Source organism: Kribbella sp. NPDC050281 (genome assembly GCF_040655855.1).
Lineage (GTDB): Bacteria > Actinomycetota > Actinomycetes > Propionibacteriales > Kribbellaceae > Kribbella.
Map to the genome: position 1 here is coordinate 1 of NZ_JBFAKS010000075.1, position 19,924 is coordinate 19,924.

General features: G+C 68.3%; 15 protein-coding genes. 10 read left to right on the forward strand and 5 right to left on the reverse strand.

The window, feature by feature from the left end; genetic code table 11:
• Nucleotides 1–198: 198 nt before the first annotated feature.
• The 7 genes from AB0I34_RS42960 (at nucleotide 199) to AB0I34_RS42990 (ending at nucleotide 9,892) form a co-directional block, all read left to right on the forward strand.
• Complete coding sequence (locus AB0I34_RS42960) at nucleotides 199–2,919, forward strand: UvrD-helicase domain-containing protein (RefSeq protein ID WP_360458149.1); 2,721 nt, start codon at nucleotides 199–201, stop codon at nucleotides 2,917–2,919.
• On the forward strand, nucleotides 2,916–4,694 hold the full coding sequence (recD, locus tag AB0I34_RS42965; RefSeq protein ID WP_360458107.1) for an exodeoxyribonuclease V subunit alpha: 1,779 nt from the start codon (nucleotides 2,916–2,918) through the stop codon (nucleotides 4,692–4,694). Before AB0I34_RS42960 ends, recD begins: the two co-directional genes overlap by 4 nt.
• A gap of 157 nt (nucleotides 4,695–4,851) precedes the next feature.
• Nucleotides 4,852–5,436, forward strand: a complete 585-nt coding sequence (locus AB0I34_RS42970; protein WP_360458110.1) for a CBS domain-containing protein — start codon at nucleotides 4,852–4,854, stop codon at nucleotides 5,434–5,436.
• A 71-nt stretch (nucleotides 5,437–5,507) separates the two neighbouring features.
• The gene (gene pta / locus AB0I34_RS42975; protein ID WP_360458113.1) at nucleotides 5,508–7,586 is read left to right on the forward strand and encodes a phosphate acetyltransferase; all 2,079 of its coding nucleotides are present in this window, start codon (nucleotides 5,508–5,510) and stop codon (nucleotides 7,584–7,586) included.
• Nucleotides 7,583–8,776, forward strand: coding sequence for an acetate kinase (locus AB0I34_RS42980; RefSeq protein ID WP_360458116.1), 1,194 nt, complete (start codon nucleotides 7,583–7,585; stop codon nucleotides 8,774–8,776). The genes pta and AB0I34_RS42980 overlap by 4 nt, the downstream gene beginning before the upstream one ends.
• A 156-nt stretch (nucleotides 8,777–8,932) precedes the next feature.
• Entirely contained in the window at nucleotides 8,933–9,379 is a 447-nt protein-coding gene (locus AB0I34_RS42985; RefSeq protein WP_360458119.1) for a pyridoxamine 5'-phosphate oxidase family protein, read from the forward strand.
• Nucleotides 9,380–9,532: 153 nt separating this feature from the next.
• A complete protein-coding gene (locus AB0I34_RS42990) occupies nucleotides 9,533–9,892 on the forward strand; it encodes a hypothetical protein (RefSeq protein ID WP_360458122.1) in 360 nt (119 codons plus the stop codon).
• 80 nt (nucleotides 9,893–9,972) lie between these two features.
• On the opposite strand, the gene AB0I34_RS42995 is transcribed toward AB0I34_RS42990, so the two are convergent.
• Complete coding sequence (locus tag AB0I34_RS42995) at nucleotides 9,973–12,678, reverse strand: GNAT family N-acetyltransferase (protein WP_360458125.1); 2,706 nt, start codon at nucleotides 12,676–12,678, stop codon at nucleotides 9,973–9,975.
• Nucleotides 12,679–12,805: 127 nt separating this feature from the next.
• Here AB0I34_RS42995 and AB0I34_RS43000 point away from each other — a divergent pair, with 127 nt between their 5' ends.
• Together AB0I34_RS43000 and AB0I34_RS43005 are read left to right on the forward strand one after the other, a co-directional pair.
• Complete coding sequence (locus tag AB0I34_RS43000) at nucleotides 12,806–15,181, forward strand: phosphoketolase family protein (protein WP_360458128.1); 2,376 nt, start codon at nucleotides 12,806–12,808, stop codon at nucleotides 15,179–15,181.
• Between the two features lie 70 nt (nucleotides 15,182–15,251).
• A complete protein-coding gene (locus AB0I34_RS43005) occupies nucleotides 15,252–15,866 on the forward strand; it encodes a DUF4937 domain-containing protein (protein ID WP_360458131.1) in 615 nt (204 codons plus the stop codon).
• Nucleotides 15,867–15,972: 106 nt separating this feature from the next.
• On the opposite strand, the gene AB0I34_RS43010 is transcribed toward AB0I34_RS43005, so the two are convergent.
• The 4 genes from AB0I34_RS43010 to AB0I34_RS43025 form a co-directional block, all read right to left on the reverse strand.
• A complete protein-coding gene (locus tag AB0I34_RS43010; protein ID WP_360458134.1) occupies nucleotides 15,973–16,215 on the reverse strand; it encodes a hypothetical protein in 243 nt (80 codons plus the stop codon).
• A gap of 15 nt (nucleotides 16,216–16,230) precedes the next feature.
• Nucleotides 16,231–17,163, reverse strand: coding sequence for a universal stress protein (locus AB0I34_RS43015; RefSeq protein WP_360458137.1), 933 nt, complete (start codon nucleotides 17,161–17,163; stop codon nucleotides 16,231–16,233).
• Between the two features lie 120 nt (nucleotides 17,164–17,283).
• Entirely contained in the window at nucleotides 17,284–18,159 is an 876-nt protein-coding gene (locus AB0I34_RS43020) for a universal stress protein (protein WP_360458140.1), read from the reverse strand.
• Nucleotides 18,160–18,164: 5 nt separating this feature from the next.
• On the reverse strand, nucleotides 18,165–18,725 hold the full coding sequence (locus tag AB0I34_RS43025) for a hypothetical protein (protein ID WP_360458143.1): 561 nt from the start codon (nucleotides 18,723–18,725) through the stop codon (nucleotides 18,165–18,167).
• A 189-nt stretch (nucleotides 18,726–18,914) separates the two neighbouring features.
• Here AB0I34_RS43025 and AB0I34_RS43030 point away from each other — a divergent pair, with 189 nt between their 5' ends.
• Nucleotides 18,915–19,790, forward strand: coding sequence for a universal stress protein (locus AB0I34_RS43030; protein WP_360458146.1), 876 nt, complete (start codon nucleotides 18,915–18,917; stop codon nucleotides 19,788–19,790).
• Nucleotides 19,791–19,924: the final 134 nt, after the last annotated feature.

The window sequence follows — 19,924 nt, forward strand, 5'->3', positions numbered from 1 at the left end:
CGTCCGGACGCCGGCGCTCCTTCACGGTCCGCACGACGACCGCCTTGACGACGTCACCCTTCTTCATGAGAGCTTGTCGCCGAGGTCGTCGACGACCTTTACCTCAATCGCTTCGGAGGTTCCGCGGCGCAACCGCCCATCACCCGCTCCACGGCCCTGGAGCTCGCCCTCAAGGTCGTCGGAAACCCGCACACCCGGCTGGTCCCCGAGCAGTACGACGAGTCCTCGCCGGAGGGCATCCGCGTCGAGTTCGCGAAGGCCGTCGTGGCCGAGCTGGAGCGCCGCAAACGCCGCCTCGGCATCCTCGGGTACGACGACCTGCTGACCCGTTTGGCCACCGCGCTGGAGGATCCCGACGCCCCCGCCCGCCGGCGGATGCAGCGGCGCTGGTCGGTGGTGATGGTCGACGAGTTCCAGGACACCGATCCGGTGCAGTGGAGGGTGATCGACGCCGCCTTCAACGGTCACAGCACGTTGGTGCTGATCGGCGACCCCAAGCAGGCGATCTATGCATTCCGCGGTGGCGACATCGCGACGTACCTCGCGGCGGCGGAAACCGCGGGTCAGCGGCGCACTCTCGGCATCAACTGGCGCAGCGACCAGCCGCTGGTCGATTGCCTGCAAGTGGTGCTCGGCGGCGCCCGGCTCGGCCACTCGGACATCGTCGTCCACCAGGTCAGTGCCCATCACCGGGGAAGCCGGCTGAGCGGCGCACCGTCCGACGCGCCAGTCCGGCTGAGGGTCGTGCGACGGGAGCAGTTCGGATCGGCGACGCGCAAGAGCATCCCCATGGACGACCTGCGCGACCACATCGCTCGCGACCTCGCCTCCGACATCGGTCAACTCCTCGCGGCCAACGCGACGTACGACGAACGGCCACTCCGGGCCGGTGACATCGCGGTGATCGTCGAGGCACACAAGGACGCGCGTGCCTGCCGGGAGGCACTCGCGAAGGCCGGCATTCCCGCGGTCTACTCCGGCGATCTCGACATCTTCTCGTCGCAGGCCGCCCAGGACTGGCTGTGCCTGCTCGAAGCCTTCGAGCAACCGCACCGATCCGGCCTGGTCCGGGCCGCCGCGACGACGATGTTCTTCGGGGAGACCGCGGCCAGTCTGCAGGCCGGTGGGGACGACCTCACCGACCGGATCGGGCAAACCCTGCGCGGGTGGGCCGACCACCTCCGCACCCGTGGTGTGGCCGCCGTGTTCGAAGCCGCCCAGATGAAGGGGATGGCGCAACGAGTGCTTGCCTGGCGCGGCGGCGAACGCGATATGACCGACCTCGCACACCTCGCCGAACTGCTGCACGAGACCGCGCACCGCGAGGGGTTCGGACTGCCCGCGCTGCTCGACTGGCTGCGCGCGGAGTGCACCGGGAAAGGACGTACGACCGAGCGAACCCGCCGGCTCGACAGCGACGCGGCGGCGGTGCAGATCATGACGGTGTGGGTGAGCAAGGGCTTGCAGTACCCGCTCGTCTACCTGCCGTTCGGGTTCAACCGGCACATCTTCGACGATGACGAACTGCTCCTCTTCCACGAGAACGGCGTCCGCAGTCTCGACATCGGTGGCAAGAACCGCACCGGCTACCACGCCAACGAGAAACTCTGGCGGACCGAGGTCGCCGGTGACGACATCCGGCTCACGTACGTCGCGCTGACCCGCGCCCAGTCACAGGTCGTGGCGTGGTGGGCGCCGTCCTGGGACGAGGTCAACGGCGGAATCTCCCGCCTCCTGCGCGGTCGCAAGCAGGGCGAACCGGTCGTGCCTGACAGTCTGGACAGGGCAGCGTCCGACGACGAGGTGCTGATCTGGCTGCGCCGTTGGCAGCAGGCAGGCGGCCCAGTCGTCGAGGAGTCAGTGATCGCCGAGCACGCCGAGCCCCCGGGCGAGGACTTGCCCGGCGGGCTCGCAGTGGGGACCTTCTCCCGCGAGGTCGACCTGGCCTGGCGCCGTACGTCGTACTCCGGGCTGATCCGGGCGGCCGACCAGCAGGTGGGCGGTGTAGTCAGCGAACAGGAGGAGAGTCAACTCGAGGACGAGTCGGTGGATCCAGTACCGACACAGGAGAATCCGCCGGCCGATGCGCTGCCGTCTCCGATGGACGAACTGCCGGTCGGGGCGACGTTCGGGTCGCTGGTGCATGCAGTGCTCGAGGAGGCTGACCCGCACGCGCCCGATCTGCAGGCTGAACTGGCTGCACAGGTCCGCGACCAGTTGCGGCTTTGGCGCGTCGATGTGACACCCGAGGCCCTGGCCACAGCGATGCTGCCGATGCACACCACGCCGCTCGGTCCGCTCGTTCCTGGGCTGACCCTCGGCGACCTCGGCCGCGCCGACCGGCTCCGCGAACTCGACTTCGAGATCCCCTTGGCCGGAGGCGATCACGCGGTGGCCGCCGACGTACGGCTGGCCGAGTTGGCGCCACTGCTACGCACCCATCTGCCTGCCGACGACCCGCTCCTTGCGTACGCCGACCGACTCGAACAACCGCTGCTCGGCCGGCAGAGTTTGCGTGGCTATCTCACCGGATCGATCGACGTCGTCCTGCGTGTCCCCCACGGTGACAGCCACCGATTCGTCGTGGTCGACTACAAGACCAACCGGCTCGGCGACCCCGAGCAGCCTGCTACCTCGGCGGAGTACGGCCCGGATCAGCTGAGCGCCGCGATGCTGCACTCCGACTATCCCTTGCAGGCGATGCTCTATTCGGTCGTGCTGCACCGATACCTCCGCTGGCGGCTGCCGGTGTACAACCCTGAGGTGCATCTCGGTGGGGTCATCTATCTCTACCTGCGTGGCATGTGCGGACCGGAGACGCCCCTCGTGGACGGGCATCCGGCCGGGGTGTTCAGCTGGCCGTTGCCGGCGGCGCTCGTACTGGCCCTGTCCGACCTGCTCGATGGGAGGACGGCATGACCACGACCGTCGACGAGTTCGACTCGGCCTTGGCGCTCGCTGCTACTGGGATCCTGCGCGATTTCAACCAGGCCGGCGTGATCCTGGCCGCCGACGTCCATGTCGCGTCCCGTCTGACGACCATGCTGAACGAAACCAACGGGTCGGTGGCGCTCGCGTGTGCGCTGGTAGCGCGAGCCGTCCGGGCCGGATCCATCTGCCTCGACCTCACCGAGGTCCGCAACGAGGTCGGCGATGACGGCGACGAGCTGGCCTGGCCCGTCCTGGACGAATGGCTCGCGGCACTCGCGGCCAGCCCTCTGCTCGCCGCTCCACATCCACTGCGCCTCGAGGACGCGCGTCTGTACTTCGATCGCTACTGGCGCGAAGAGGAGCAGGTCGAGCAGGACCTTCGCCGCCGCGCCGCTCAGCCGGCGCCACAGATCGCCAATGAAGCTGCACTGGTCGCAGGGCTCGACCGGCTCTTCCCAGGTAGTTCGTACGACGAGCGGCGGACCGCTGCACAGACCGCAGCCCGGCAATGGACGACAGTTCTCACCGGTGGCCCTGGAACCGGCAAGACCACCACCGTCGCCGGCCTGCTCGCTCTGCTCGCGGAGCAGGCGGAGATCGCCGGGGAGCGTCGCCCGTGGATCGCGCTGACGGCACCAACCGGCAAGGCTGCGGCCCGGCTCGAAGAAGCGGTACGGCGCGAGATGTCCGGCCGCCTTTCCGAACTGGACACCGAGAGGCTGGGCGACTTCCATGCCCGCACCCTGCACATGCTGCTCGGCCGGCGCCCGGACTCGTCCACTCGGTTCCGCCATGACCGAGAGAACCGGCTGCCGCACGACATCATCGTCGTCGACGAGACCTCAATGGTCTCGCTGACGATGATGGCGCGCTTGCTGGAGGCGGTGCGACCGGAGGCCCGGCTCGTACTGGTTGGCGACCCCGACCAGCTCGCGTCCATCGAAGCCGGCGCGGTACTCGCCGACCTCGTCGACGGGCTGGTCGCCGGCGGGCACATCGAAGGAGCCGAGCTACGCACCTCGCACCGCTTCGGCAGCGAGATCGGTGAGCTGGCTCTGGCCGTGCGCGAAGACCGGCCCGAGGATGTCCTTGCCGTACTGCGCAGCGGCGGCGAACGGGTCCACTTCGTCGACGACGACGACCCACGCGAGAGCCTGCGGTCCGCGCTGCTTCCCGACGTACTCGCGATCCGGAGCGCCGCCGAAGCCGGCGACGCCGACGCCGCACTGGCCGCACTCGACCGGCACCGCCTCCTCTGCGCGCACCGGGAAGGTCCGTGGGGCGTCGACCACTGGAACCGAACCATCGAGCGATGGATCACCGAAGAAACCGAGGACCCACTCTGGGACACCTGGTACGTCGGCCGACCGGTGCTGGTGACCGCCAACGACTACGCCTTGGGCATCTACAACGGCGACGTCGGAGTGACGATGCGACGCCCTGACGGTTCCCTACGAGTCTGCATCGACAGCTCCCGCGGCCGCCTCGACCTGTCACCCAACAGACTCGGCAACATCGAAACGCTCCACGCAATGACCATCCACAAAGCCCAAGGAAGCCAGGCCGCCGAAGTCACCGTCCTGATGCCAGGCGAAGAGTCCCGGCTACTCACTCGCGAACTCTTCTACACAGCCATAACCCGTGCCCAAGACCGACTACGCGTCATCGGAAACGAAACCTCCGTACGTCTGGCCATGGGCCACCGAGCGCTCCGCGCAACCGGACTCCGCCAACGCCTGATCGGCGGACCTCGACCAGCGTGACCCCGCGAACCTCATGCCCCGTGCCAGCAGCCCGATCAGACACAACGACTGACGAGTGGTCCCGCGTTGCCTGGGACCTTCGACTCTGGGATCGCTTTCCACGCGAGGACATCGTGGAGGTGGACGGCGGAACCGTCGGCAGAACGAGGTGATGACCATGCTGATCCGGGACCTGATGAGCGCACCCGCAGTTACCGTGACAGCGGAGACGCCGATCGCCCTCGCGCTCCGGCTTCTCGACGATCGGAAGATCACCGCCATGCCCGTCGTCGATGCGACCGGCGTACTCGTGGGGATCGTCAGCGAGGCCGACATCGTGCAGGACACTGCCCCAACTGATGGCCACGTCCCGAACGCCGCCGTCTGGACGACCACCGACACGCCACCGCGGCGGATCGCCGACGTGATGAGCCATCTGGTGGTCACCGTCGACCCGGACGACGAACTGGACGTCGCGATCGACCTGATGTGGTCGACAATGGTGAAGAGCCTGCCGGTACTTGATCACGGCCGCGTCATCGGCATGATCAGCCGCAGCGACGTCATCCACCTGCTGGCCGGCCGTGACGACCGGATCCGCGCCGAGGTTCACGAAATCATCCGGCCCGAGAACCCGGACTGGCAGATCGAAGCCCACGATGGCATCGTCACGGTCACCGGGCCGGCCGACCCGCGCGAGCGCAACCTCGCCGGCGTCCTGGCCGGAAGCATCCGCGGCGTCATCGCCGTTCACATCCGCTGACGACGCCCGGCGACAGGGCGGTCCATCGCCTGCTCGAGCCGGGCTGACTCCGAGGTGGTTAGGGTTCAGGCATGGGGAGCAGCGTCTACGTCGCGTCGGTGGAGGGGTCGACCGGGAAGTCCACAGTGGCTCTCGGAGTACTTCAGCAGCTGTCGCGCCGGGTCGAACGCGTGGCTGTGTTCCGCCCCATCGTTCGCCCGGACACGGCGATGCACGGTGGCCGTGACTACGTCCTGGATCTGCTCACAGCCCACGACGCAGTCCAGCTCGCGTACGACGACTGCCTCGGCGTGAGGTACGACGAGGTGCACGCCGACCCCGACGCCGCGCTGGACGAGATCGTGCAGCGCTACCGCGAGGTCGCCGACCGGGCCGACGCCGTACTGGTCGTCGGCAGCGACTACACCGATGTGGGTAGTCCGACGGAGTTCTCCTACAACGCCAGGATCGCCGCCAACCTGGGTACGCCGGTCCTGCTGGTCCTCAACGGGTTCCAGCACAGCCCGCATGACCTTCGAGCCATCGCCGACATGGCGGTCGGTGAGCTCAGGGAGAACCACGGTTCACTCGCGGCAGTGCTTGCCAATCGCGTCGACCCGCGGCAGCTCGACGATGCGGTCGCCGCACTGGCCGGCGTCGGCGGATCGGCCTTCGCTCTGCCGGAGGAGCCGCTGCTGAGCCAACCGACCGTCGCCGACCTGCTGCCCCCGGTCAACGGTCGCGTGCTGAGCGGTGACCCGGCCCTGCTGACGCGAGAGGTCACCGGCCTCGTCGTCGCCGGTATGACGATGCCGAACGTGCTCGACAGGCTGTTCGACGGAGCCGCGGTGGTGACCGCCGCGGACCGGCCGGAGGTGGTTCTCGGGGTCGTGGTCGCGCACGCCTCGCTCAACTTCCCGCAGATCTCCGCCGTCGTCCTCAACGGTGGTTTCACGCTGCCGACCCAGGTGCAGCGGCTCCTCGACGGCGTTGGCGTGACCCTGCCGATCATCGAGACCACGCTCGACACGCAGGCTACATCGGCCGCCCTGACCGCTGTTCGCGGCCGGCTCACGAAGAACTCGCCGCGCAAGGTGGACGCGGCCCTGGCGTTGTTCGAGCAGCACGTGGACAGCGACGCCCTGCTCGACCAGCTCGAGGTCGCCCGTAGCAGCGCGGTCACGCCGCTGATGTTCGAGCACCAGCTGATCGACGAAGCAGTTGCCCAACGCAAGCACATCGTCCTGCCCGAAGGTGAGGAGGAGCGCATCCTCCGAGCCGCGGACGTCCTGCTCCGCCGGGGCGTGGCCGACCTGACGTTGCTCGGGAACCCGGTCGTGATCAGCGCCAAGGCGGCCGCGCTGGGCGCCGACGTCTCCACCGCCCGGTTCGTCGACCCGGAGCGAGATCAACTCGGTGAGCGACTCGCGGCGGAACTGCACAAGCTCCGGCAGCACCGTGGGGTCGACCTGGACCGCGCCCGCGAACTGGTCCGGGACGGGTCGTACTTCGGGACGATGATGGTCCAGCTCGGCCTGGCCGACGGCATGGTGTCCGGCGCGGTGCACACCACGGCCCACACCATCCGGCCGGCGCTCGAGATCGTCAAAACGGTGCCGGGTGTGTCCGTCGTCTCGTCGGTGTTCTTCATGTGCCTGCAGAACCAGGTCCTGGTGTACGGCGACTGCGCCGTCAACCCCGATCCGACCGCCGAGCAGCTCGCCGACATCGCGATCTCGTCGGCCGCGACAGCGGTGGCCTTCGGCATCGAACCGCGGCTCGCGATGCTGTCGTACTCGACCGGCACGTCCGGCGCGGGCACCGATGTCGAAAAGGTGTCCAAGGCAACCGCCATCATCCGCGCGCGGGCGCCGGAACTGCCGGTCGAGGGACCGATCCAGTACGACGCCGCGATCGACAGCGCCGTGGCGAGGACGAAGCTACCCGGTTCGCCGGTGGCCGGCCGGGCCACCGTGTTCGTCTTCCCCGATCTCAACACCGGCAACAACACCTACAAGGCCGTCCAGCGATCGGCGAACGCCGTCGCGGTCGGACCGGTCCTGCAGGGTTTGCGCAAACCTGTCAACGATCTCTCCCGGGGTGCGACGGTGCGGGACATCGTCAACACGGTCGCCATCACCGCCGTCCAGGCTCAGCAGGGCGCCCGATGAGCGACCACGTCCTCGTGATCAACACCGGATCCTCATCGCTCAAGTACAGCCTGGTCGACGCCCGCACCGGTGAGTCAGCCGCCTCCGGCCTGGCTGAGCGTATCGGCGAAAAACAAGGCCGCCATCTCCATCGCGGCCCGGACGGTGAGACCGAGACGACGCGGTCGATTCCCGGCCATGAGGACGCGCTGCGCCTGGCGATCGATGCGTTCGAGTCACACGGGCCGTCACTCGACGGTTTCGACCTGGCGGCGGTGGGCCACCGAGTCGTCCACGGCGGGTCCCGGTTCTCCGCTTCGGCACTGATCGACGACGCGCTGATCGCCGAGGTGACCGAACTGGTGCCACTCGCCCCGCTACACAATCCCGCGAACCTGGAGGGAATCCGAGTCGCCCGCCGGCTCTTCCCCGACCTGCCACAGGTCGCCGTGTTCGATACGGCGTTCCACCAAAGCCTTCCTCCGCAGGCCTACACCTACGCGGTTCCGTTGGCCTGGCTGCAAGACCACGGGATCCGCCGGTACGGCTTCCATGGCACCTCGCACGCGTTCGTCTCCCACGAGACCGCTCGACTGCTCGAACGCGATCCGGCCGAGACGAACACCATCGTGCTGCACCTCGGCAACGGCTGCTCGGCCTCTGCCGTCCGGGGCGGCCGGTCGGTGGAGACGTCCATGGGCCTGACCCCGCTCGAAGGGCTCGTGATGGGGACCCGATCCGGCGACCTGGACCCCGCGATCCCGGCGTACCTGATGCGAGAAGTGGGCATGTCCGCGGAGGACATCGACCTGGCTCTCAACTCGGCATCAGGACTCAAAGGCCTGGCCGGCGAGAACGACTTCCGTGAACTGGAGCGGCTGCGCGCGGCGGGTGACGAACACGCCGGTCTGGCCTTCGACGTCTACTGCCACCGGATCCGCAAGTACGTCGGCGCCTACTACGCCGTCCTGGAGACAGTTGACGCCGTCGTCTTCACCGCCGGCGTCGGTGAGCATTCGGCCGAAGTCCGAGCCGCCTCACTGAACGGCCTGGAACGCCTTGGGATCTGCATCGACGACGACCGCAACAACGAGCCGGCCACGGGCGCCCGCCGGATCTCCACCGATGACAGCGAGGTCGCGGTCTTCGTCGTTCCCACCAACGAGGAGTGGCAGATCGCGCGCGAGGCGCTCGGCGTCGTACTCGCCTGATCGTTGGGTCAGCGATCGACTCGCGTCATCTCGACGTGCTGTCCGCTCACCGGGTCCAGGCAAAGCAGGACTTTCGGCCCTACTTCGGTCATTCCTCCCGAGCGATTGTTGGCGCACGGACAGGTCAGGGCAGTTGTCCAGTGTTTGGAGGCCCCAGTGACCACGCAGCCAGAATTCGATCGCTCACTCCTCGAGATCGTCAGCAACGTGGATTGTCTGCGTTTGCTCCGATCCATCCCTCTCGGGCGGCTCGTCTATACGCACGCCGGTCTCCCGGCGGTCCGGCTGGTCAACTTCGTCCTGGACGACGACACCATCGTGTTCAGCACCGGCCCGGGTGACAAGCTCCGGGCCGCCGAACGGGGCGATGTGGTCGCCTTCGAGGCCGACGATGTGGACCTCGAGCGCCACATCGGCTGGACGATCACCGCCGTCGGCCACCTGTCCGTCGCCACCGCGGACGACACCGCGGCGCTCCGCGCGGCCCTGCCGCTGCGTTCCTGGCTGCCGCTGGACGATCCGCAGGTGGTCCGGCTGGCCATCGAGTCTCTCCACGGCCGACGCCTCCTCCCGTGGGCACAGCGTCCGCGAACAGGCGTCTAGGCCACGCTCGTCCAGCGACAGCAGACACCTGATTCCAGGTCCCTGCGCGGGGACCTCCAGGCACCGCCGAACGGCTTCCCGAGTCGGGACTCTTGCCCGCAGCGCCACCCTCCTCCCGGGCGCAACGCTGAAGTATCAGCAATGGGAGGATCCATGACCACCACCCTGCAACAGGAGATCGAGCGCTGGGAGGCCGACCTCGAGCGCATCGCCGAGAACAGCGCGTCGGACAACTGGTTCCTGGAGGAGCGGCGCTTCGCCGAAGCGCAGCACACGATCACGGCGTTTCGCGGGCACATCCTGCCCCTCGTCACGCACCAGCGGCCACAGAACGCGATCGTCTCGCACGAGATCGAGCACCTCGTCGATCACCTCGAAGACCTCCGCAACGACCTCTACCGCACCGTCCACCCGCCCACCTCCCACCAGGAGATCGCCGAGACAACGGCCGCGCTTCGCGCCCTGTCCCGAGTCGCTCTCCGGATCGAGCAATCACCCGAACACGTGCGATGACCTGCCTCACCTTCCGCGGCGCCGCCGGGACGGTGATCGGCACCAGGTTCCTGACCCACCTCGAGCAGATCGGGCTCTGATCACGCGCCGTCTGGGCGCAGGCGGCGCGCGTACCAATCGGGCTCAGGGGCGGTCGGAGTCAGCCGCATCCTGACATCGACCGCGAAGGCGCCGGACGGGCCGGCGATCAGCGGGTTGATGTCGAGTTCGGCCAGTTCGGGGACCATCTCGGCGAGCCAGGCGATGCGATGAATGACATCCAGAACAGCCTCCTGATCGGCGGCTTTCGCGCCGCGGTAGCCGGCCAGGAGTGGTGCGCAGCGCAGGGAGTGAAGCATCTCGGTGGCATCCAGGTCGGTGAGTGGCAGGCCTCGCCATTGGCGGTCGGCCAGGAGGTCGGTGAGGATCCCGCCGCTGCCGGCCATGAGCAGCGGGCCGAACAGCCGGTCCCGAACGACGCCGATCACCAGTTCGGTTCCGCTGGGCGCCATCGCCTGGACCACAACACGCAGATCCCCGGTCGCCCCGGTGATCTCGGCGTACGCGGTGCCTAGTTGCGCCGAGTTGACCAGTCCCACCCGCACGCCGCCGATGTCGGTCTTGTGCAGTACGCCGGGGGCGTCGGTCTTCAGCGCGACCGGATAGCCCGCCGACTCAGCCGCCGCGATCGCCTCAGAGCAACTCGAAGCGGAAAGGACCGGGATCGCCGGAACTCCGGCACACTGCAGAAGCTCACCGATGTGCAACTGCTCCAGCCAGCCACCCTCCGGGTTGCGCTCGAGGAACCGCCGCACCACAGTCCGCGCCGCGGCTGCATCGACCCGAGGCAGCTCCGGTACGACGCCCTGCGGCCGGGACCGCCACTCGGCGTACCGCACGGCGTGGGTCAGGGCGCGGACGGCGCTCTCCGGGAACGGGAAGACCGGCAAGCGGCGACCGTCCGCCAGCGCGATCTCCGGCGCGCTGTGGGTCGAACCGATACAGTTCACAACGATCGGCACCTCGGCCTTGACCGCGGCCCCGGCGACAGCGTCGTAGACGTCCTCGACCCGGCCGGCGCGCGTGGCCGCGTAGCAGACCAGAACTGTGTCGACCTCGCCGCTGTCGATGATGATCCTCAAGGCTTGCGCCAGACTCGTCGGTGACGCGGCCGCGCCGAGGTCGACGGGATTCCCGCTCCCCACGGCGCCGATCGCAGCCAGCTCACGCTGGACGGCCTCGCTCAGCTCGGGCAGCTCGAGGTCCAGCCGACCGGCCGCATCCGCCGCGAGGACACCGGCACCACCGGCGTTTCCGACAACGGCGAGCCGACGGCCACGAGGCAACGGCCGGACCGCGAGCACCCGGGCCGTCTCCACCAGCTCCTCGACGGTGTCCATCCGCAGTACGCCGGACTGCGCGAACAGCGCATCGACCGCGGTTTCCGGCGTCGCTGCCGCGGCTGTGTGCGAGACACCTGCCCGGCGACCGCCCGCCGATCGGCCGCCCTTGACAACCAGGATCGGCTTCGACCGGCCGACCAGCCGCGCCAGCCCACCGAACTTGCGCGGGTTCCCGAACGACTCCAGGTACAAGCCGATCACCGCGGTCCGGGGGTCACCCCACCAGTGCAGCAGCAGGTCGTTGCCACTGACATCGACTTTGTTGCCGAGTGAGACGAACTCCGAGATGCCCAGCCCAGTCCGGGCCGCCTGGTCGAGTACGGCGATGCCGACCGCACCGGATTGTGCCGCGATCGCCAGCGCTCCAGGCATCGGTGACACCTCGGCGAAGGTCGCGTTCAGGCTGATCGCGGGGTCGGTGTTCACCAGCCCGAGGCAGTTCGGACCGATCAGCCGGATGCTGTTCCGGCGGGCAGTCTCCAGGATCTCCCGCTGCAGCTGACGCCCGGCGGCCCCAAGCTCGGAGAAGCCGGCGGTCAGCACCACCGCTCCCCCGACGCCCTTGGCCCCACACTCCGTCAGCACGTCTCGCACCTGGCCGGCAGGCAGCGCGATCACCGCGAGATCAACCACGCCGGGCACATCCACGACCGACGGGTACGACGGACGATCGGCGATCCGGTCCGCGTGCGGATTCACGGCGTACACCGATCCGGTGAAGTTGCCCTTGACAACGTTCAGCAGGACCTCGTGGCCGATCCCGCCCGGGGTCCGGCCGGCTCCGATCACCGCCACCGCGCGAGGCGAGAACAGCCGATGCAACGAACGGTCCTCGGCCGCACGCTCGCGGTCGGCCATCCGCTCCAGCGTGGACGGGCGGTACGCCGTGTCGAGGACCAGCTCGACGACCCCGCTGTCGAGCTTGCGGACCTGTTCGAAGCCGGAGCCGGCGAACACGCGCAGCATCGGAGCGTTCTCGGCCAGTGTGTCTGCGCGCAGCCGCTGGATCCCGTTCTCCCGGGCCGTCGCGGCGAGCTGCTCCAGCAGCAACGTCCCGATCCCCCGGCCGTGGACCGAATCCACGAGCAGGAAGGCCATCTCGGCCTCGCCCGCGCGCAGCGGCTCGTAGCTCGCCACGCCGACCAGTTGATCGCCGTACTCCGCCACCAACGCGACATGACCATCGTGGTCTGTCGCCAGGTGGTGCGAAAACTCTCCGGCCAGCGACCGGCTGATCCCGAAGAAGCGAAGATAGATCGAGCGATCCGAGACGCGCTCGTTCATCGCGTCCAGCGCCGGCTCGTCGTCCTCCCGGAGCGGACGGATCCGCACCACCGACCCGTCCGACGCCAGCACGTCCCAGCCCGCGCCCGGCCGTCCGGCCGCCTGCTCGATCGACGTCATGACGTCTCCTTCCGACGCCCCACCAGCTCACCGCGGCGCCGCCTGCCGGGCCAGTGCCGATCGGTCCCGCGACGGCGGGACCTTTGACTCTGGGTGACCACATGCCACCACCGGGACGCTGGGAGCCATGGATGAGCTCACCGGTAAGCCGTTGTCCGCCGACGAGGTGTCCGACCTCGATGCCTATTGGCGGGCGGCCAACTATCTGTCCGCAGGCCAGATCTACCTGCTCGGCAACCCCCTGCTCACCGAGCCACTGCGCCCAGAGCACATCAAGCCGCGCCTGCTCGGTCACTGGGGTACGACGCCTGGGCTCAACATGCTCTACACGCATCTCAACCGCGTCATTCGGCGGCGCGACCTGAGCATGATGTACGTCATCGGTCCGGGACATGGCGGACCGGCCATCGCGGCGAACACCTGGCTCGAAGGCAGCTACAGCCACACCTACCCGGACGTGTCCCGTGACGCGGACGGGATGGCGAAGCTGTTCCGGCAGTTCTCGTTCCCCGGCGGCATCCCGAGTCACGTCGCGCCCGAGCTGCCCGGCTCGATCCACGAAGGCGGCGAACTGGGTTACTCCCTCAGCCACGCGTACGGCGCCGTCCTCGACAACCCCGACCTCGTGGTCGCCTGTGTGGTCGGCGACGGCGAAGCCGAGACCGGACCGCTGGCCACCTCCTGGCACTCGAACAAGTTTCTCGATCCCCGCACCGACGGCGCGGTCCTGCCGATCCTGCACCTCAACGGCTACAAGATCGCCAACCCCACCATCCTGGCGCGCATCGGCGACGACGAACTCACCCGTCTCTTCGAGGGATACGGCTACCGTCCGTACCTTGTCGAAGGCAACGAACCCGAACACGTTCACCAGGCGCTCGCACTCACCCTCGACCAGGTCCTCGACGAGATCGCCTCCATCCAGGCCGAGGCACGTACGGGCCAGGAGGCACCCCGCCGGCCCTGGCCGATGATCGTCCTGCGCACGCCCAAAGGCTGGACCGGACCGCACGAGGTCGACGGCGTACTGGTCGAGGGGACGTGGCGGTCGCACCAGGTGCCGCTGTCGCAGGTCCGGACGTCGCCGGACCACCTGCGACTCCTGGAGGAATGGCTGCGTAGCTATCGGCCGGAAGAACTCTTCGACGCCGACGGCCGGCCGGTGGAGCGGCTCCTCGCACAGGTTCCGCCCGATGACCGCCGGATGGGTTCCAGTCCGCACAGCAACGGAGGCCTGCTCAGCCAGGATCTCAACCTGCCCGAGCTGAGTGAGTACGCCGTACCGGTGGCCGCTCCGGGCGAAACCGAGCACGAGCCCACCCGGGTCCTCGGCTACTACCTGCGCGATGTGATGCGCGACAATCTGGCCCGCCGCAACTTCCGCGTCTTCGGTCCGGACGAGACCGCCTCGAACCGGCTCGACGCGCTCTACGAGGTCACCGGCAAGGCCTGGAACGCCGAGGTCCTGCCCACCGACGAGCATCTGACGGTGGACGGCCGGGTGATGGAGATCCTCAGCGAGCACACCTGCCAAGGCTGGCTGGAAGGCTACCTGCTGACCGGCCGCCACGGCTGGTTCTCCTGCTACGAGGCGTTCGTGCACATCGTCGACTCGATGGTCAACCAGCACGCGAAGTGGCTCAAAGTCACCCGCTCGCTCCCGTGGCGACGACCGATCCCATCACTCAACTACCTGCTCACCTCGCACGTCTGGCGGCAGGACCACAACGGCTTCTCCCACCAGGATCCTGGATTCATCGACCACGTGGTGAACAAGAAGGCCGAGGTGATCAGGGTCTATCTGCCGCCGGACACCAACACGCTGCTGTCGACCGCCGAGCACTGCCTTCGCAGCCACGACTACATCAACGTGATCGTCGCCGGGAAGCAGCCCCAGGCGGACTGGCTCGGTCCGGAGGCTGCCGCCTTGCACTGCGCTCGCGGCCTCGGCATCTGGGACTTCGCCAGCAACGACGGCGGCTCCCCCGATGTGGTGATGGCGTGTGCGGGCGACGTACCGACGCTCGAGACCCTCGCTGCGGTGAGCCTGCTGCGCGAGCACCTGCCGTCGTTGAAGGTCCGGGTCGTCAACGTGGTCGACCTGATGCGCCTGCAACCGGCCAGCGAGCACCCACACGGCTTGGCCGACGCCGACTTCGACGCGCTGTTCACGACTGACAAGCCCGTCATCTTCGCGTACCACGGGTACCCGTGGCTGATCCACCGGCTCACCTACCGGCGGACGAACCATCGCAACCTCCACGTCCGCGGATACAAAGAGGAAGGCACGACCACGACGCCGTTCGACATGGTGGTACGCAACGACCTGGACCGCTACCACCTCGCCCTCGACGTCATCGACCGCGTCCCCGGTCTCGGTCAGCGTGCCGCCGACGTACGCCAGTGGCTCATCGACCAGCGGGCCCGGCACCACGCCTATATCCTGTCCCACGGAGAGGACATGCCTGAGATCACGAACTGGCACTGGACCGGAACGACGTAACCGAGAAGATGGTTGTCGTAGGCATCGACGAGGAGGCGGCCGCGCGGTTGTTGGGGTATACGTTGGTCGAGTGCTGCTGAAGTGGATCCGGTGCGCGGTGGGTGATCGGGGTCTCTTCGATCACGGGCAACAGGGCTGGGCAGATCTCCAGGGTGTCCCGGGGTTCCTCGGTCAACGCGGCGGTTGGGACACGACTGCCTCGAGCACCGCTCACATCTTCGGCCTGTGGGCGGAGCCTGGAAGTTATCAGGCCTTCATGCGCGGGCCGCACGATCTGCTCGCCAAGCGCCAAGTCGGGACGTATACGGACATCGATGTGCAGGTGTACGAGACCTTGCAGATCATCGGTCATTCTCCCGGAGACGTTGCCGGGCGGGAGATGCTGCGGGTGGCGCGCTGCGAGGTCTACCAGCCACGCGTCAGCCATTTCACGGACGTTCAGGCCTCGGTCTGGAGTCCGGGCATGATCCGAGCGCCCGGTTTTCAAGGCGGGCTCTTCGCCCGGCGGGACGCGAACGAGTTCCTGGTGGTCACGCAGTGGGAGAGCGCCGAGGCCCACAACGAGTACCGGCGGGAGCACTTCCCACGACTGCACGAACGCGCCGAACCGACCCGCGACATCCAGTTCATGATCGGCCACGAGATACCGCTCGAGGCGGCCTGGTACGTGCCGCCCACAACCTGACGCCTCATCAAGCAGCGTTGAGCAGACAGTCGACTGAGGGCCAGTCCCCGGTGGCCGGCCCTCACATCATCAACACCACCCGGATCCGTCGGCTGGTTCTAGCAGGTCAGCGGTCCAGGTCGTGGGTGCGTAGGCGGGCGCGGGCTTCGTCGAAGTCCTCGCGGGTCATCTTGCCGGCGGCGAAGCGGCGCTCGAGGATGTCGAGTGGCGACGGGAAACTGGCCGGGTGCGGACGCGGCCGGGAGATCAGGGAGATCGTGACCCAGGTAGCGCTTGCGGCAAGAAGAATCCACAGCGCCACCAGGAGAATGATCCAGCCCGCGCCAAGACCTGTCGAATGCATCACCATGGCCACCTCCTCAAGTCAGTACGTCGGTGCGACGAGCTCGCCGCGCCGGGCATCGCGCTGCACTGTCACGTGCTCACGCTCAGCCGTAGTCAGGTGATGTGGCACGATCGCGACCGGGCACGTCATCGCGGCCACCGAACGGCGTGCGACCGGATCCACCGGCAACGGACCAGCGTGCGATCCGACCACGACCAGGCCGACCTCGCCACTTTCGTGCACCAGAGCGGCAGCCGGCTGACGGCTGCTCAGGAACCGCGTCACTTTCACGTCCGGGAACCGGCTCGTCCATGGGGCGAGGGTCTCCGACAGCAGGTGGTCCGCTCGGCTGATCCACGAGTGCTCGGGGTCTTCGTCGTTCCAGGCATGGTCAATGGGCAGACCAGCGTGTACGACGATGAGGTCCGCCTCCCGGCCCGCCGCCACACCGAAGGCGAACTCGAGCGCCTCCGACGACAGCGTCGTACCATCGATGCCGACGGCAACCTTCCGATCCACCAGTGACGGCTTCCACGACGCCGGTACGACGACCACCGGGCAGCCGGCCCGACTGGCCAGCGTCAGGCTGGCGTGCGTGTTGATCAGCCGCTGCGGACCGCGGCTGCGCGCCCTGCCGACCACCAGCATCCGCGCCTTCCGTGCCGCATGCGCCAGCACCCGCAGGCGGGAGCCCTCGCCGGCGACCGCGGCCAACTCCATCGCATAACCGTCTCGATGCCGCACATGCGCGACAGCCGCCCTCAAGGCAGCATCCGCGACCTCGGCCGGCGCCTTCGGCGCATACCCCGGCATCATCGGCGAGAACGAACCATGCGCCGAGTACGGCGCCACCAGCACGAGCTCAGCGCCACTCCGGAGCGCCTCCGCGGCCGCATAATCCACGATCCGCAGGCTCTCCGCGCTTCCATCGACCTCAACCACTACCGGCCCTGTCCGTGTCCACGCACTCATCTCTGTCACCTCTCTGTCCATTCGAGCCTGTCGCGATCTCGGCGGCTTCGGCAGAGCCGACGATGCCCTGTGCGTCCGCCAGATGGATGGATGTGTGGAGGACCTTCGGCCAGGAGCTCTTTACCGCTCGTGGATCGTCGGTACGACGGCCAGCGGGCACGTCGCGTGGTGGAGCACGCCCCGGGTCACGGAGCCGACCAGGAAAGACCGCAGCCTGGTGTGGTGTCGAGTGCCGACGACCAGGAGCTGCGCGTCGTACTCCGATGCCGCTGTGACGACGCCGTCGACCGGGTGGCCGCGGCGGACATCTGCGTGGATCTCCAGTCCGGGGTACTTCTGCAGCCACTCGGCTACCACGTTCTCGAAGTGGCCCTTGGCGTTCTCGGTCCATTCGGCGCTGACGCCGGCGACGTTCATCGGGTCCCACCTGTACATCGCCGGCAGGTCCCACACATGGACCAGCCGCACGGCCAGCCCGCGCTCAGTCGCTTCCTCGATGCCGAACTCGATGATCGCATCGTTGTTCTCGGAGTCGTCCACCGCGACCAGCACCGGACCGGAGTGGTCGCCGGGCTGCCAGTGCTCGGGCACGATCACGACCGGGACCATCGCGGTGCCCGCGACCACCTCCGAGGTGGATCCGATCAGCAGTCGCTTGAACGTCCCCATCCCCCGGCGGCCGACCACCAGCATCCTGCTGCCGGCGGCGAGTTCGGTCAGTGTCCGGGCCGGTGGCCCGACCACGAGATCAGCCTCGTGATCGAGCGAGCCGGGGCTCTCGTCCAGGTGCTTCTGGACCTCGCTGACGATCTCCATCGAGGAGTCGTCGACGACGTCCGGGTCCCAACCCGACAGGTGCCGGAGTTTGCCCTCGATCACGTGCACCACCTGGAGGGGCTCGTGCCGGAGCAGCGACTCCTGCAGGGCCCACTCCAGGGCACCGGTGTCACGCCAGGAGCCGTCGACTCCCACGTGGATGACCGGCCTGACAGGCATCGTGGTCACCGCAGCCACGGGTAGCGGTGGACGATGTCGAGCTTGCCCCACCAGCCGCCCAAGCCCCACACGTTGCCAGCAGCAACGAGCGCGAGAACCACGAGTGTGATGGCACCGAGAATGTGCTCGTCCAGCACCGGGTTGTTCTCCGGCGGAAGGTTCGCCGACCACATCATCAGATACAGCAGCGCACCGCTGACAGCCGCGATCCGCATCCCGATGCCCAGCGTCAGCGCAACACCGATGCCGGCCAGGGCAACCATGAACAACGGAGTCACCCACCAGTCACCAACCAGCGACTGGTAGAAGTCCGCCAACGGTCCACTGGTGCCCTTGCCGAGGAATCCGGCGGTCGGGTCGCCACCGTCGACCCAGCCCTTACCGGCCGGAGTGGCGTAGCCGAGCCCGAACAGCTTGTCGAAGAATGGCCATAGGAAGGTCAGGCCGAAGGCGATCCGCAGGACGGCGAGCGCACGCCCGGCCGCCGTGGTGATGACTGGGTACCGATCACCGTCGGGCGTGATCGTGGGAGCCGGTAGGTGGTCCCGGTTCGGCGTGGTGGTCATGGTGTCTTCCTTTCACTCGATTCGGACACCTCGATCGTGGGGTCGCACCCCATCCGCCGGTCAGGGCCGTTCTCACCTCAGCATCATCAGCCGAACGGCCCGTCACCTCGGGACTCTTGCCGCTAGGACCGGACCACCACGCGGCCCCAGGCTGGAACAGGGGTCCTGAGAGCACAGGAGGTCAACACAATGTCGTCGCAAACCGCTCCGATCGTCGTCGGCTACGACGGCTCGCCAGGCAGCCAGAGTGCTCTGCGCTGGGCCGTCGGCGAAGCCGTCCGCGAACTGGCTCCGCTGCGGATCCTGGAGGCGTTCGAGCTCATCGTCACCGTGCGCCCCACACCGGGGCACGTCGTTCCGCTCGACGCCTTGCGAACGGCGCGGCAGAAGGGGCTCGACGCGGTGGCCGAAACCGTCCGGCTGCAGCACCCCGCACTGCAGGTCGAAACGAGTCTCGTCGGCGGAGCGGCCGTGCCGGCCCTGCTCGAGGAGGCTGGGCACGCCCGCCTCGTCGTCCTCGGTTCGCGTGGCCTCGGCGGCTGGAGCGGACTCCTGGTCGGGTCTGTCGCGGTCCAGGTGACCACGCACGCTCCGTGCCCGGTCATCGTGATCCCGCACGACCTGCGGCCGCACGCCCAGGAGGGACCGACCGTGGCCGTCGGAGTCGACGGATCCAAGGCGTCGGCCAAGGCGATCGACTTCGCCTTCGACCAAGCCGAGGCACTGCACGCCCGGGTCGTCGCCCTGCATGCCTGGACGAGTCCGTTCCTCACGTACTCCGACGGCGCATCGATGCTCCAGTTCGACGAGGACAAGATCCAGGAAGAGGGTCGCCTGCTGGTCGCCGAGTCCGTGGCCGGCGCGGCAGCGGATCATCCGGACGTGCAGTGGACGACCGAACTGGTCAGCGGGTCGGCCGCCCAGGCGCTCGTCCGCCGGGCGAACTCGGCCGACCTGATCGTCGTCGGCTCCCGCGGCCGGGGCGGATTCACGGGTCTGCTCCTCGGCTCGGTCGGCCAGAGCGTCCTGCACCACGCCCAGTCCCCCGTCGCCATCGTGCGCTGACACAGCCGCGGGGGGGCGCCGCGCCGGCCGGGGCGGCGCGGGGGGGGGGGGTGTGCGGAGGCCCCGGGGAGGCAGAAGGTTGCTCGCCGTGGCCGCGCGGGGGCTCCTCCCCCTGCGACCCCGGGGGTGAGAGG